This is a genomic window from Alistipes sp. An31A (assembly GCF_002159425.1).
GTDB lineage: Bacteria > Bacteroidota > Bacteroidia > Bacteroidales > Rikenellaceae > Alistipes > Alistipes excrementigallinarum.
On record NZ_NFIO01000012.1, the window covers coordinates 1 to 15147 of the forward strand.

A 15147-nucleotide genomic window follows, 5' to 3' on the forward strand; every position below is an offset into this window, starting at 1 on the left:
TCGAGGTGAGTGAGAAACGGCCCTTTCACTGGAGTATTGGCTCCAGTTGGGTCCAAAAATGAAAAAAGGGGCTCCGAAACGGAGCCGAAAATATAAAAAAAAGATGAGTTCGATCGGAAAAATTACCGGGACAGTCTGCCGATTGACTCATAATGACGGTATTAAACGACTGTCCCTAACTAACATAAAATTAACTAGTTACAACGCTTTTCTGCATCGAAAAGTAACGAAACCTCCTTCTGCCGGCCAATTGTTCGGCAAAATACCGCAAAGAAAACAAACAGTCAAGCCGAAGCGCCGCACACTGGCACCCCGACTTAACAGATTATTCGCCAGCGACTTACACGAACGCGCGTAACGCCCGCAGACAGCCGCGTCGCCACGCCCGCCCGCCGCCGCGGGTCAATACTTGTCCTGGATGAAGTGGGTGCGCAGACGCGGCTCGTAGTGCGGCTTCTCGATGCCGTTGCGGCGTCCGCTCTCGATGCAGCGGAGCAGCCACGCCATGTTCTGCCCCAGCACGCGCATCGTCTGCAGCCCCTCGCGGTCCTTGCGCACATCGTCGGGCGTAAAGCCGTGGACCGAATTCCAGTACTGCGACGAGACGATGGGCATGCTGCAGATGGTGAAATACTGGTTGAGCTGCTCGAAGGTGGCCGAGGCGCCGCCCCGGCGGCACGAGACAACCGCAGCGCCGACCTTGCCCGCCATGCGCCCCTCCGTCGCATAGAAGAGCCGGTTGAGGAAGGAGATAAGCTGCCCGGTCGGGCCGCTGTAATAGACCGGAGAGCCGATGACCAGACCGTCGAACTCCTCCAGCCGTGCCTGAATCTCCTGCACCACGTCGTCGCGGAAGCAGTGCCCCGTCTTGAGGCAGTTGCCGCAGGCGATGCAGCCCGCCAGGGGCTTCTTGCCCAGATAGAGCATCTCGGTCTCGATTCCGTTCTTCTGCAGCGTGGCGGCCACCTCGCTCAGGGCCGTATGGGTGCAGCCCTCACGGTTGGGGCTGCCGTTGACAAGCAATACCTTCATCTTCGTTCGTTTTAATTCACGCGCGGGACCGCGCCGCATTCCGCATCGGACGGCAGGCCCCTTCGCCGTTCATTTCCAAAGGTACGTCAACGCCGCCGCTTGTGCAAGCAGCGAAAAATTTTTCAGTGTAGCTTCCCCGGCAACCGGTCAAAGCTCTCCGCAACACCGAAAGCACGGGCCGCGCCGCCCGCCGCCAACGGAGCTGCCGCCCGGCGACGCCAAATGGCAACATATTCGGGCCGCTGCAACCGAACTTCGCGCAAAAGTGCTATCTTTGCAGCGGAAAAAACCTCAAACACAATGAACGCTATCACTCGCACCGATTTCACCTTCGAAGGACAGAAGAGCAAGTATACGGGAAAAGTCCGCGACGTCTACGACATCGACGACAAGTACCTGGTCATGGTGGTCACCGACCGCATCTCGGCCTTCGACGTCGTCCTGCCCGAGGGCATTCCCTACAAGGGCCAGGTTCTGAACCAGATTGCCGCCAAGTTCCTCGACGCCACCGCCGACATCCTCCCGAACTGGAAGCTGGCCGTGCCCGACCCGATGGTCACCGTCGGCCGCAAGTGCGAGCCGTTCAAGGTGGAGATGGTCATCCGCGGCTACCTCTCGGGCCACGCATGGCGCGAGTACAAGGCCGGCAAGCGGACCATCTGCGGCGTGGAGATGCCCGACGGCATGGTCGAGAACCAGAAGTTCCCCGAGCCGATTATCACCCCGACCTCGAAGGCCGCCGAGGGCCACGACGAGGATATCTCGAAGGAGGAGATTATCGCGTCGGGACTCGTAAGCCGCGAGGATTACGAGCAGCTGGAGCGCTACACGCGCGCCATCTACCGCCGCGGCAGCGAGATTGCTGCAAAAATGGGGCTGATTCTCGTCGACACGAAGTATGAGTTCGGCAAGAAGGACGGCGTCATCTACCTCATGGACGAAATCCACACGCCCGACTCGTCGCGCTACTTCTACGCCGAGGGATACGAGGAGCGCCTTGCACGGGGCGAGCGCCAGCGCCAGCTGTCGAAGGAGTTCGTCCGCGAATGGCTCATGGCCAACGGTTTCCAGGGTCAGCAGGGGCAGCGGGTTCCCGAGATGACTCCGGAGATTGTGGCGGGCATCACCGACCGCTACGTGGAGCTCTACGAGCACATCACCGGCGAGAAGTTCGTCAAGGCCGAGGCGGCCGACGCGCAGAGCATCCTGCAGCGCATCGAGAAGAACGTTTCGGAGTGCCTGAAGAGCCTGCGCCAATAGGCGTCCCGACACCACACTACAACGCGAGAGCGGCACCCTCTGCAACAGGGATGCCGCTCTCGTCGTTTCGCCCCGCCCGCATCGTCCGAAAATTTATGCGGCCGAAAGGGTTCCATATCCCCGTTTTTTCGTACCTTTAGAATAAATTGAGCTCCATCCCGGCCACACGGCCGGCAAACGCGGAGCGGATGTTGAACCTTGCTGATATTTGCGGAGCGCTTCTGCCCCCACAACCGAATGTGGCTCCGCCGTTACAAACCATGAAATCGACCCTGCTGCTTCTGCTGCTGAGCCTTGCCGGCAGCTTTGTTTGCGCCCAGGAGCGCATCGACTCACTCTACTACGACCGCAACGGAATCGCCACCGGCAACCGACTTTTTGCCGACTATCTGCGCATTGCCCGCTATCCGGCCGATACGCTTGCCCGCCGTGAATTCAGGGATTTCTACCCGACGGGCGAACTGCGTCGGGAGGGATATTTCCGGACCATCGACTCGCTCGACGATGCCCGCAGCCGCTTCGACGGTGAAAACACCACCTACTACCGCAACGGCCATGTGCACGAACGGCTTCACTATGCCAACGGGCTGCTCGACGGCGAATACCTCCTCTACGACGAGGAGGGCGGACTGCGCGAGGAGCGCTTCTACGTGGCGGGGGCCGAGACGGGGCTGCGCCGCACCCACCTCGACGACGGCATCTGCCGCATCGAGGAGTACAACGCCGGGCAGCCGCTCCACGACTACTACCTGCTGGCCGACAGCCAGGGCAATACGCTCAAGTTTTCACGGGCGGACAACTCCCAGATTATGGAGTCGCCGCAAATTACCGAACGAGCCGTCAGCTACCACGACGGAAGGCCCTGGCAGTTCTACTTCAAGAACGGTATCACGGTCGCCCTCTCCAACTCCGTCGTCCGGGACTACGGCAAATGGCACCGCATCGAGCTGTCCATCACCAACAATTCGCTCACCCCGATTGACTTTATCCCCGAGCGGGACATCACCTCCTTTTCGATGGACGACAACGCCGCACCCGATTCCATCCGCACGCTGAAGGTCTGGTCGTGCGACGAATATCTGAAGAAGGTCAACCGGCACCAGACCTGGGCGGCCGTGCTGGTGGGGCTGAGCGAGGGTCTCGCCACAGCCGGAGCCGGGTACTCGACCTCCTACACGACGGGCTACAGCTCCGACGGCGGATTCTCCACCTACACGACAAGAAGCTACAGCCCCGCTGCAGCCTCGATGGCTTCGATGGCTTCGGCCGAGCGCGTGGCAAACTTCGGGCTGGCGATGGAGCAGGAGCAGAACGTCAAACGCATGGGCTATCTCAAGCGAAACACCATTCAACCCGGCGAGACCGTCACCGGATTCGTCCATGTTGACTGGGAACGGGGAACGCGCGTCTATTTCATCATCGACATCGAAGGGGCTCAATACATCTATGAATGGGGCTTCGACCGGAAAAGCACCTTCCCCAGATAACCGACGTCATCACCGCTACAACTCTCCCACGGCAGGGCCCTTTCGCCCGGGCGGAAAGGTGGTCGCGAACCCGACGGACATCGGCTCCGCCGGGAGGGTGTGCGCCTGTCCCGAGGAGAAAAATGGACAACAATTTGGATAAAACGGAAAGTTTTCCTATCTTACCAACGACGCGACCCTCCCTTCCGCCGGTCGAACCGGGACGAAAGCGTGCTGCCGAAACAGGTCGGCACGACGAAAACGGCAGCATTCCAGAGCGATGAAGTTCACAGGCGGGAAGGGACAAGCCAGCCACAAGAGAGAAAGAGAGCAAGCAACAAAAACGACAAAGAGCCGGGCGCCTGAAAAACGCCCGAAGTGCAAGAGACCGAGCGAGAGCGATGAAGAGTGAATGAGGTGAAATGAAGTGACGGAAGCGTGTGAATGTCGGAGGCAGTGTCCGGTCCGCAGCGCGGCGACGCAGGGCAAATAACACCCGGCGGCCGAGCGGGACGGAACCGGATGAACGGGCAGAACAGGACGGAACGGACGGGACCGGCTGAACGGACAGAACGGAACGGAACGGGCCGCGTCGCAAAGTGCAAAGAACCACACCCCCGGCAACGCCTCACGGGGCTGCAGAACCGACGCCGGGAGATTGTTAACCCACAAAACCCTCATCCCATGAAACACCTCAACACTCTGTTGCTCCTTGCGGCTCTTTTGCTCGCACTGATGCCCGAACGGGCCACGGCCCAACGGTTCGAAATCGACCCGCTCTTCACCGATTCGGTCAAGGTGGTCCGCGTCGTGCGGGCCGAAAGCGGATGGACCGAGTACCAGCCCTACTCCTTCGCCACGCTGCCCGACGGCTACACCTTCGACCTGGTCGAGATGGACGAGGGGCGTCTGGTCTTCGATATGGACGGTGTCCACTACCGCGTCATGCCGGGTTCTGTCCTCTTCAGCAGCGACAACGCCCCCGACGTGGCCAACCCCCTTCCGAAAAAGATTGTCCGCCGGCATTCGCCGCTGGCCCACCTCTTCGCCAGTTCGGCCCCCTACCTGGCCATCGTGCTGCTGGTGGTGGCCGGCACGCTGCTCGGACTGCTCGGCCAGCGCAGCCGCGCCCTCCGCTCGGTGGCACTCAAGGCGCTTCCGCTCTGTCTGGCTGCAGCCTCGCTGCTCGAGGTGGCCGCCTTCATCGTCCTGGGGTCCGACATGGCCTGGTGGTGCGACGACGAGCTATGGGGCTTCTGGGGCGCTCTGTGGCGTGCCATCCCCTTCGTGGTGGTCGTGCTGATGCAGTACTACAGCATCCGGCTCTATGCGCGGCTGCTCTTCGACGGCCGTCGCACCGAAGAGGGCGACGAGCCGCGCATCTCGCTCCGTCCCGTAGCGTGGGCCATCGGACTGCTGCTGCCGATGCTGGTGGTGGCCATGCTGCTCTTCCAGCTCGCGGGCTTCACGGGCTTCGTGGCCGACCTCCTCTCGCTGCTGATTCCCGTTGCCGTCTCGGCACTGCTCATCGGCCGCGGCGCACGGAAGAACATCGCCACCTTCGGCCGCTCGAACGGCATCCTCATCACGCTCTTCAGCATCGTCTATCTGCTGGGACTCATCATCTCGGCCGTGATGCTGGCGGTGGTCATCTTCAAGATTATCCTGCAGATTATCATCATGGCGGTGCTGGTCGGCCTCTGCATCTTCGCCGTCAACGTGGGGGCCAAGGAGTCGCCCCAGCCCCAGATTTACCGCGCGAAGGACGGCTCGCAGCACAGCACCCTCTACGGCGCCCGGGAGCAGGACCGCAAAATCGACGCCCGGCGCAAGGATTAGATTCGAACCGGCACCGATACACACGACCGCGCTCCGTCGACCCGATACCACAGATACGAATACCCACAAATACCCACAAGCCTATAAAAAAGTATCTCTTACTGATTGCAATGTCCGCCGCGCTGCTGACAGGCTGCAAGAACGATGACTCGGGAACGACGGAACAGCCGACCGACGCCCCCGAAATCGAGGTCGGAGCACAGACCCCGCAGACCATTCCGGCCGAGGGTGGAACCGTCACGCTGGCCTATGAAATCGTGAATCCCGTACAGGGAGGTCTCCTCTCCGCCACGTCGGCCGAAGAGTGGATACACGACTTCGACTGCGACCAGGCCGGCCAGCTCACCTTCACGGCCGACGCCAACGAAAGCGACCAGAGCCGCAGCCAGACGCTGACGCTGACCTACACCTACGGCCAGGGGAAGAGCGTCGAGGCCCGCATCACCGCCGTGCAGGATGCCACAACGGCTTCGGAGCAGTATGACTTCGACCTCACGCTGGATATCTTCACGGGGACCTACTACGGAGACGATTTCGGAAGCAACGGCGAACACAACTGGTACATCTGGATTTCCGACAAGGAGTTCACCCCGGACGGCTACGCGCAGAACGGCGGCACCTACTATCTGTTCGACACCTACGGTCCGGCTCCCCAGGCCGGCACCGGCATCGCACTTCCGGCCGGCGAGTACAGGCCGGGGGCATCCGGAGCGACCGCCGAGATGACCTTCTCGTCGGACTACTCGAAATTCATGCAGGTCGACGACCAGGGCAATACCATACACGACGCCGAATTCACCGAGGGACGGATGGTTGTCTCGTACGAAGGTGAGACGCTGCTTCTCGAGGCCTTCCTGACGGACCTCGAGGGCAATACCCACCACGTCGTATACAAAGGCCCGGCATCCTACGCGAGCGACACCATCTACGAGGACATCGACCTGAAGGCCACCTCCTGCTCGGCAACCTACGAGGGCAGCGACGGTGAACTGATGGAGCTTCTCATCGAGATGAGCGACATGGCGTCGGGTTCCGTCACGGCCCCGGGAACCACACTGACGCTCAACGCCTTCATGCCTGTCAACGACACGGGAGAGCCCGTCGCCGGGACCTACACCGTATCCGACGGAGGAGGCTCCATGACGCTGCAGCCGGGTTCGAGCTACTACGGAATCCCCGACGGAAGCTATGCCCTCTACTTCAAGGACGACGTAAGCATCCAGACGGGACTCATCGCCTCGGGAAGCATGACCATCACGGGCGGAGGCGACAGCTACACGGTAACGTGCGACCTGGTCACCGCCGAAGGGTGCAACGTAACGGCCAGCTACACGGGCTCCATCGCTCTGACCGACTCGTCCGGCGAGACGGGCGACGCCGTCTCCACCCTCACGGGCGACTACACGCTCGACCTCGATGGGGCAACGGCCGAAGCCTCCTTCTACGGGGACTACTACGGCACCGGCGGTGGAAACTGGACCATCTCCATCCTGCCCACGACGGGTCCCGACGGCCTGCTCATCGACCTGGTAGCCGGGGAGGGCAGCTTCGACGGCGGCATCACTTCGGGCACCTACACCGCAGCGGACAACGACTACCCCGCACCGGGCGAATATCTTCGCGGCATGGTGAGCAGCGACGGCGGACTGGGTGGAACCATCTACGTCGGCGACTTCGACTCGGAGGGCTACGTATATGCCTATGCCCCCGCCATGTCGGGCAACCTCGACATCACCAACAACGGCGACGGAAGCTACACCCTCTCGTTCGACTTTGTCGACGACCAGGGATATGCCTGGGACGGAAGCTGGAGCGGAACCATCTCGACGGCCGATTACTCCTATTACAGCGCATCGGCCATGACGCGCAGCCTGCTCCGGGCTCCGCACATCGGCGTTCGGGAGCAGGGACCGTCGGTGCGACCGCTCGACCGCCTCAGGGAGCGCAGCGCAAAGGCTCCGGGCTCCGCACAGCGGATATCCAGGTACAAGAGATAGCCGCATCGCGCAACGCAACAAAGAAAGAGGGAGGTCTCCTGCAACAGGAGACCTTCCTCTTCGTTTCGGGCCGGTTCGCAGGCACGGCTCCGCAACGGGACGCAACGGTACAGGCAGAAGCACGGCGGGATGCAACCGAAGCTCGGCCGGTCACCTTACCCGGTTACCGCACACCCGGTCACCGCACACCCGGTCACCGCACCCGAACGGGCGTTACGGGCTGCTCGCGGACACGGTCGAGCGGCTCGGAGCGGTACTTCACCCGCGCGAAGTCGATATCCGTCAGGTCGAAGCAGCGGATGGCGCTGTCGTACATCGTCCGGTAGTAGAGCCGGCAGTGGGTCAGGTCGGCCGCCGCGGTCCACTGTGTGGCGCTGGGGATGTCGGTCGGCTGCTGCCCGGCCGCGAATTCGACTCCGATGGGGATATCGAAGTTGTTGAGAATCTGGAAGCAGCAGCGCACGGCCGCCTCACCCGTCGCCTGACGGGGCGCCGTGGCCTGGTAGAAGGCCGCCCGCACGAAGCGCGACGGCGGAGTGACGTCGCCCGGCAGCCCCAGCATGCCGCTGCCCGCCCCGAAGGGGGCCAGCGCCACGGAGTCGAGTGACTGCCCGGGGGCCGAACCGCCGTGCAGGTTGACGTAGTTGCAGAGGTTGGTCATCTGCCACTCGAAGCCGGGCGAATTGGTCAACACCCCGAGCCGGTTCTCGTAGAAGTGCGCCTGTCCGTCGACAATCTCCAGCACCAGCTGACTGCCCGAAGGGTCCGTAAAGCGCCAGTGGACGGTCGACGCCCCGGGATAGACGGAGACAATCCGTACGCGGGCGACGGCCTGCCGCACCTCATCGAGCGTGCGGCAGCTCCCCAGAATCCAGGGAACGACCTGCAGGTCGGCGATTGTCACGTCGCGCTGCGCGGCGTCGAAGTCGACGTAGCGCCCGTAGCCGGGGAAGTAGAAGAGGCCGGCCGAGAGCCCCTCCTCGTTGAGCCCCTCGGCAACGAACTCCGGCCGCTCGACGGCCAGTCCGACGTAGCCGTAACGGGCCGTGAACGACATGCCCGTACCGCCGTCGGGGGCAAACGAGTGCTGGGCATAGCCGCGCGGGGTGACCACATAGCGGCTGTTGAGGTCGCTGCCGCCCCACTCGATGGTGCGCGCGACCACCTGCGACCCGTCGGCGGCCCGCAGCGTGATGCCCGTGCAGGCCTCGGCCCGCAGGGCGCCGAGCCCCGCCGCAAGGAGCAGCCCCCCGGCCGCAAGGCTCCAGAAAAGTCTCTTTTCCATAAGCTGAACTATCTTATCAGGTTTCACTACTCGCTGCGGGGGCCCGTCGGACCTCCGCATTGTTCTTGCCTCCTGCAAGAGTCGGGCCCCGATTGCCGGTCCAAGGCACGACGGCAACATTTTTCCGCACCGCGGCTGCCGGCGCCAACCCTGCCCGGGAGAGGGAACGAACGGTCTTCCCGCAAACAAACGGGGACCCCGCCGTGCGGAGCCCCCGTTCAATCGGGAAAAGTGACCCGGCTCCGCCTATTCGGCCGAAGCGGGGAAATACTTCATGTACTGCACGCGCTGCGCCATGGCTGCCGTGTCGTCGCCGAACTTGAGCCGGCCGCGGAACTCCTCGAGCGAGGAGAAGCCGTGACGCGAAGCCCACGCGTCGAGGTATTCGTTCATGCGGGCCACCACCTCGTAGCCGCCGCGGTGGAGCGCCGAGCATACCTGCACGCTCCGGGCGCCGCAGAGCAGCGCCTTGACCACCGCCTCACCGTCGTGCACGCCCGTCGAGACCGAAAGGTCGAGCTTGGGGAGCACCGTCGAGCAGATGGCCGCCGTACGCAGCACGTTGCGCAGCTCCGAAGGCTCGCTGTAGGGCGAGCTCTCGATGAACTGCATCCGCTCGACGTCGATGTCGGGCTCGAAGAAGCGGTTGAAGAGCACGACGCCCTTCACGCCGCGGGCCTCCAGCGAGTCGGCCACCGCAAAGAGGTTGGTGAAGCGCATCGAGAGCTTCACCGAGACGGGCACCCGGACGGCCGAGGCCACCTTGCCGGCGATTTCGGCATAGCGGCGCTCAAGCTCCTGCGACGAGGTGTGGATGTCGGTCGGCTGGAGGAAGATGTTCAGCTCGAGGGCCGAAGCGCCGGCCTGGGCCATCAGCGTGGCGTAGTCGACCCACTCGCCGTCGAGACCCACGCAGTTGATGCTGGCGATGAGCGGCATCGAGCACTTGGCGCGGGCGTCGGAGAGCAGCTGGAGGAACTCCGCCTTGTAGTTGTCACCCAGGTAGCGCTGCAGATAGAGCTCCGCATCGCCGTAGTAGGACTCGGACTGACGCCCCAGCGAGGCGGCGTGGTGGAGAATCTGCTCCTCGAAAATCGACTTCAGGACGGCGGCGCCGGCGCCATTCTCGGCGCAGCGCACCAGCCCCGACACGGTGGAGGTATAGGGCGAGCTGCCGACGATGACCGGACTGGAGAGCTCCAGTCCCAGGTATTTGGTTTTCATAATCGTTATGTGTTTGTATTGTTGACCGAATCTGTCTGTTCCGCACGCTGCGAAAACACAGCGAATATAGGAAGAAAGTCGCTAACGGCCAAGAAAAAGCGTGAAAATCGCCCGTTTGCCCCTTCGGAGCGGAAATCCGACCGGGCGGCGCACCGCAACGGCCGCGCGGTGCGAAGCGGCGCGTTTTCGCGTTTTTATTCGTACCTTTGGGCCGCCCAAACCGATTATCGTCATGCCTGCAATGCTTCGAGAGGGTGCCGGATTTCCGCGCAGCCTGCTTCTGACGCTGGCCGTCATTGCCGGCGTCTCCGTCGCCAACCTCTACTACAACCAGCCGCTGCTGGAGATGCTCCGCACGGAGCTCCACACCACGACGCTCGAGGCCAACCACATCGCCCTCTACACCCAGGGAGGCTACGCCCTGGGGCTCTTCTTCATCATTCCGCTGGCCGACCTGGTGAGCCGCCGCCGCATCGTGCTGGTCAACTTCTCGGTGCTGGTCCTCTCGCTGCTCGCCATCGCCGCCGCCCGCGACATCCGCACCATCCACCTCTTCTCCTTCCTGACGGGGCTCTGCTCGGTCATGCCCCACATCTTCATCCCCTTCGCCGCCCAGTACTCCCGGCCGGCCGACAAGGCCCGCAACGTGGGCATCATCCTCTCGGGACTGCTCAGCGGCATCCTCGCCTCGCGCGTAGTGAGCGGTGCGGTGGGCGAGGTGCTCGGCTGGCGCGAGATGTACTGCATCGCCGCGGGGCTTATGGTTCTCTCGGCGCTGGTCATCCTGCGCGTGCTTCCCGACACGCCGCGCAACTTCACGGGGGGATACGGCGCGCTGATGCGCTCGCTGGCCACGCTCTTCAGCCGCTACGCCGCGCTGCGGCTCCATGCGCTGCGCGCCGCACTGGCCTTCGGGTCGTTCATGTGCTTCTGGGCGTCGCTCGCCTTCAAGATGGCCGGGGCTCCGTTCCACGCCGGCAGCGACGTGGTGGGGCTGCTGGGGCTCTGCGGCATCGCAGGGGCCGTCACCGCCTCGCACGTGGGGGTCTACATCCCGCGCTACGGCGTCCGCCGCCTGAGCGCCGTCGGGGCGCTGCTGCAGCTTGCCGCCTGGGGGCTCTTCGGCGCGGGCGCCGGGAGCTATGCGGCCATCGTGGCGGGCATCGTGCTGATTGACATCGGCATGCAGGGCATCCAGCTCTGCAACCAGGCCCCGCTGTTCGAACTCGAGCCGCAGGCCTCGAACCGCATCAACACGCTCTTCATGAGCATCTACTTCATCGGCGGCGCCTTCGGCACACTCCTCTCGGGGCTGGCGTGGAGCCGCTGGGGCTGGCCGGGCGTGGTGGCGGCCGGCGCCGTGCTGGCCTTCGGTTCACTGCTCACCACCCTCACGCCGAAGCGGCCGCAGCAATAGCCCGGCAACAACCCCTCTGCCGTCCCGACCGCATCCCTTCCCGCCGCTGAAAAGCGGCGCGACCGCCCGCCATATCCCATGCACGGGACAAAAAAGGCGGAGCGAACGCAACAGCCACGTTCGCTCCGCCGATGCCGACATCGTCGGGCCGCTCGCTACAACGGCGAGTACATGTCGGGAAGGTCGTTCTCCAGCAGCACCTGCTTCTTGGCCGCGAAGTCGAGGAAATCCTCCTCGGAGTAGCATCCGCGGAAGGCGCCGAAGTAGTGGCCGCCGTTGCGCGGGAAGTCGCCGTTGCGCCATACGAGCACGAAGCTGACGGGCTGCCCCTCGATGACCTTGTAGAGCATCTGCGTCCACCACTTCTTGTTGAAATAGTCCGAATCCTCGGGGCTGTTGTTCTCCAGACCCGTCTCGGTCAACGCCAGCGGCTTGTTCTTCGTGTAGGCGATGTTCTTCATCAGGCGAACCATCTGCAGCCCCTTGTGGCCGTAGTCCTCGCCGTCGCGGTCATAGGCGTCGAGTCCCAGGATGTCGACCCACTCGTCGCCGGGCCAGTACTCGAGGTAGGCATCGCGCGAATTGATGTGAATCATGTCGGGCGAATAGGCCCAGATGATGTTGTGCAGCCCCTTCACGTCGCGCAGATAGGTGATGGTGAACTGCCACAGGGCGATGAACTCGTCGGCCGAGGCGTTGCCCTTGCCTCACCAGAAGCCCGAACCCGAATGCTCGTGCCAGGGGCGGAAAATCACCGGAATGAGCTCACCGTCGGAGGACTTGAGGCTGCCGATGAAGTCGGCTATGCGGTCGAGCCAACCCTTGAACTTCTCGTGGTTCGCACCGCCCGGGATGATGGTGTAGACGGCACGCGTAACATCCCACGCATTGCCGTCGGTCACCGGGTTGGCGCAGTGCCACGAAAGGGTGTTGATTCCGCCGCGCTCGAAGGCGGCGATGATGTGCTTGCGCACGTCGTCAAAGACATCGCCGTCGATGTTGGCATCCAGTCCGAACTCGAGGTTCGAGAGCTCCCAGCCGCAGACGGCCGGATGGCTGCCCGTCAGATACTTGGTATCCGAGAGGTCGGTCCGCTCACCGGCATACCACTTCTGGTTGTTGTCCAGACCGTAGAGTGTGGGAATCTGGCGGCCGAACATCGTGCCGCGCTCGGCCAGCACGAAGAGGTTTTCGTAGAGCGTCCGCGTGATGGCCGATGCGGCGGGGTCGACCATCGTCTTGGGACCTTCGGGATAGCCCGTCGGCGTCCGGTTCGGCGTCTCGGGTTCATCGGTGCAACCGACGGCCGTCGAAATGGCCATGGAGGCGCATGCGAGCAGGAGCGAGAATTTCAATTTCATGTCGTTCAGGGATTTAAGGTTGGTTATACGTTGATTTTCTTTTGCGAATAATAGGTCTTGAAGTCGCGCGGGGTCATCCCCTTGCAGCGACGGAATATCCGGTTGAAGTTCGAGAGGTTGTTGAAGCCGCTCATGTAGGCCACCTCGGAGATGTTCTTGGTCGGCGACTCGATGAGCAGCCGCGAGGCGGCGCCCAGCCGGATGTCGTTGAGCAGCGTGACGAAGCTCTTGCCCGTGTGCTGCTTGATGAAGCGGCGGAAGGTGGGCTCGCTCATGTTGACCAGCGCCGTCACCTCCGCAAGCGGGATGTCGCGGCGGTAGTTCTCGTTGAGGAACTGCATCACCTTCCGAATCCGGGGGCTGTTGTAGTTGTCGGGCTCGGTCGAGACGCTCCGCTGGGCCAGAATCTGGTAGTCCCCCTCACAGGCAAGGAAGTTGAGCAGCGCCAGGAAGTGGAGCACCGACGCGAAGCGTTCGCCGCTGGAGACCAGCCGCTCGAAATAGGGCTCCGCCCGCACGATGGTCTGCTCGGAGAAGGCGATGCCGCGCTGCGCATATTCGAACATCCGCCGGATGGGGTGGAACTGCTTCTTGTCGATGAAGCCCTTCTCGAAGAGCTCGGGCGAGAACTGGATGCAGACCTCGTGCACGTCGGCATCGCAGGCATAGTTGCCGTTGAGCCAGGCATGTTCGAGATAGGAGCCCGTGATGAGGGCCAAATCGAGCGCCCCGATTTCGCGGATGGAGTCTCCCACGATGCGCGTGGCTCCCTGCGCGCCGCAGACCAGATTGAGCTCGTACTCCTGGTGGATGTGCACCGGGTAGCAGAACTCGCGCTTGTAGCGGTCGAAGACCACGAAGCAGTCCTGGGGCGAGATGGGCGGTATTTCGGTCAGTATGTTGGGGTTGGACATGGCAGCAGGTGTTTAGGATTCGACAGGTTGTCCGTCTCGCAACGGATAGCGCAGCACGAAGACGAAGGCGCCCAGCGCAGCGGCGGCCGGCAGGATGCTCTGCAGGAAGCCGATGACCGAGAGCGTCGCCTCGCTCTGCACGGCATTAGCCTCGAAGCCGGCCAGCGAGAGAATCCACGCCGTGGCGGCGCTTCCGACCGACCAGCCGATTTTCTGGGCCATCGAGTAGGAGGAGAAGATGAGCCCCGTGTCGCGGCGGCCCGTACACCGCTCGGCATAGTCGGCCACGTCGGCCGACATGGCCCAGAGCAGCGGCAGCACGCCTCCGACGGTGAGGCTGATGAGTGCCTGAGCGGCCAGCAGCGCCGCCAGACCCGCCCCCTCGGCCAGGCGGAAGCCCAGCGAGAGGAGCGCCGTGACGAGCAGCACGCCGGCCAGTGCGCGCCGGCGGCCGAAGCGGGCGGCCAGCGCCGGGGTGAAGATGATACCGACGATGTTGAAGAGCTGCCCCACGGCCACGAAGAGGACCGAGCCGGTGAGGGCCACGCCTCCCAGCACGACGGAGGAGTCCCCCTCGCCGATGCAGTATTTGAAGTAGTAGACCGTACCGCTTTCGCGGAAGGCGTTGAAGAGCTGCAGACAGATGGCCGCCGCGGCGAGGATGAGCCACGGACGGTTGTGCATCAAATCGCGCAGCGAGACGGCTACCGAATGGCGTTCGCTCCGCACGGGACGTACCCGCTCGCGCGTCGAGAGGAAGGTGGCCAGCAGCAGCGCCACCACCAGCGCGCAGATGACGGCCACCGAGGCGGTCCACCCGCCGGGATGCCCTGCCTCACCGCCGAAGAGGCGCGCCAGCGGCTCGATGAGCAGCACGGCCAGGATGCTGCCGCCCGCGGCGAAGGCCATGCGGAAGGAGGCGAGCGTCGTGCGCTCCTGCGCATCGGAGGAGATGACCCCCAGCAGCGAGGCGTAGGGGACGTTGACCAGCGAATAGACGACCATCATCGCCGAGTAGGTCACCGCGGCATGGGCCACGCGGTCCCCTTCGCTCCAGTCCGGCATCGAAAAGGTGAGCACCCCCAGCAGACCGAAGGGCAGCGCGCCCCACAGCAGCCACGGACGGAACGTTCCCCAGCGGCTGCGCGTCCGGTCGCACACGAGCCCCACGAAGGGGTCGAGCAGCGAATCCCACACGCGCGTCACCAGAAAGAGCAGCCCCACCACCCAGGCGTCGAGGCCACAGATGTCCGTATAGAAGAACATCAGGTAGACGCTGAAGAGCTTCCAGAACATCGAGCAGGCGGCATCGCCCAGTCCGTAGCCGATTTTTTCGGAGAGACGCATGGCCG

The 15147-nt window shown here is 63.4% G+C and carries 10 protein-coding genes and 1 pseudogene; 5 read left to right on the top strand and 6 right to left on the bottom strand.

What is annotated here, in order from left to right; genetic code table 11:
• Nucleotides 1-402: 402 nt before the first annotated feature.
• On the bottom strand, nt 403-1032 hold the full coding sequence (locus B5F90_RS09310) for a flavodoxin family protein (RefSeq protein WP_087362534.1): 630 nt from the start codon (nt 1030-1032) through the stop codon (nt 403-405).
• Between the two features lie 300 nt (nt 1033-1332).
• Here B5F90_RS09310 and B5F90_RS09315 point away from each other — a divergent pair, with 300 nt between their 5' ends.
• The 4 genes from B5F90_RS09315 (at nt 1333) to B5F90_RS11010 (ending at nt 7594) form a co-directional block, all read left to right on the top strand.
• Nucleotides 1333-2292, top strand: coding sequence for a phosphoribosylaminoimidazolesuccinocarboxamide synthase (locus B5F90_RS09315; protein WP_087362535.1), 960 nt, complete (start codon nt 1333-1335; stop codon nt 2290-2292).
• Nucleotides 2293-2552: 260 nt separating this feature from the next.
• On the top strand, nt 2553-3779 hold the full coding sequence (locus B5F90_RS09320) for a membrane-binding protein (RefSeq protein WP_143256155.1): 1227 nt from the start codon (nt 2553-2555) through the stop codon (nt 3777-3779).
• A 663-nt stretch (nt 3780-4442) separates the two neighbouring features.
• Nucleotides 4443-5597: a hypothetical protein gene (locus B5F90_RS11005; RefSeq protein WP_162607772.1), complete on the top strand. Its 1155-nt coding sequence runs from the start codon at nt 4443-4445 to the stop codon at nt 5595-5597.
• A 110-nt stretch (nt 5598-5707) separates the two neighbouring features.
• A complete protein-coding gene (locus B5F90_RS11010; RefSeq protein ID WP_087362537.1) occupies nt 5708-7594 on the top strand; it encodes a BACON domain-containing carbohydrate-binding protein in 1887 nt (628 codons plus the stop codon).
• A gap of 193 nt (nt 7595-7787) precedes the next feature.
• Here B5F90_RS11010 and B5F90_RS09335 read toward each other — a convergent pair whose 3' ends face one another.
• Entirely contained in the window at nt 7788-8879 is a 1092-nt protein-coding gene (locus B5F90_RS09335; RefSeq protein WP_087362538.1) for a choloylglycine hydrolase family protein, read from the bottom strand.
• Between the two features lie 246 nt (nt 8880-9125).
• Entirely contained in the window at nt 9126-10103 is a 978-nt protein-coding gene (locus B5F90_RS09340) for a dihydroorotate dehydrogenase-like protein (RefSeq protein WP_087362539.1), read from the bottom strand.
• A 232-nt stretch (nt 10104-10335) separates the two neighbouring features.
• Here B5F90_RS09340 and B5F90_RS09345 point away from each other — a divergent pair, with 232 nt between their 5' ends.
• Nucleotides 10336-11520 carry an MFS transporter gene (locus B5F90_RS09345; protein WP_087362540.1) on the top strand — a complete coding sequence of 395 codons (1185 nt, stop codon included), beginning with the start codon at nt 10336-10338 and terminating at the stop codon, nt 11518-11520.
• Between the two features lie 155 nt (nt 11521-11675).
• Here B5F90_RS09345 and B5F90_RS09350 read toward each other — a convergent pair.
• From B5F90_RS09350 to B5F90_RS09360, 3 genes and pseudogenes are all read right to left on the bottom strand, one after another.
• A pseudogene (locus B5F90_RS09350) lies at nt 11676-12881 on the bottom strand (glycosyl hydrolase).
• Between the two features lie 23 nt (nt 12882-12904).
• Nucleotides 12905-13795 carry an AraC family transcriptional regulator gene (locus tag B5F90_RS09355; protein ID WP_087362541.1) on the bottom strand — a complete coding sequence of 297 codons (891 nt, stop codon included), beginning with the start codon at nt 13793-13795 and terminating at the stop codon, nt 12905-12907.
• Nucleotides 13796-13807: 12 nt separating this feature from the next.
• The gene (locus B5F90_RS09360; RefSeq protein WP_087362567.1) at nt 13808-15142 is read right to left on the bottom strand and encodes an MFS transporter; all 1335 of its coding nucleotides are present in this window, start codon (nt 15140-15142) and stop codon (nt 13808-13810) included.
• Nucleotides 15143-15147 lie beyond the last annotated feature (5 nt).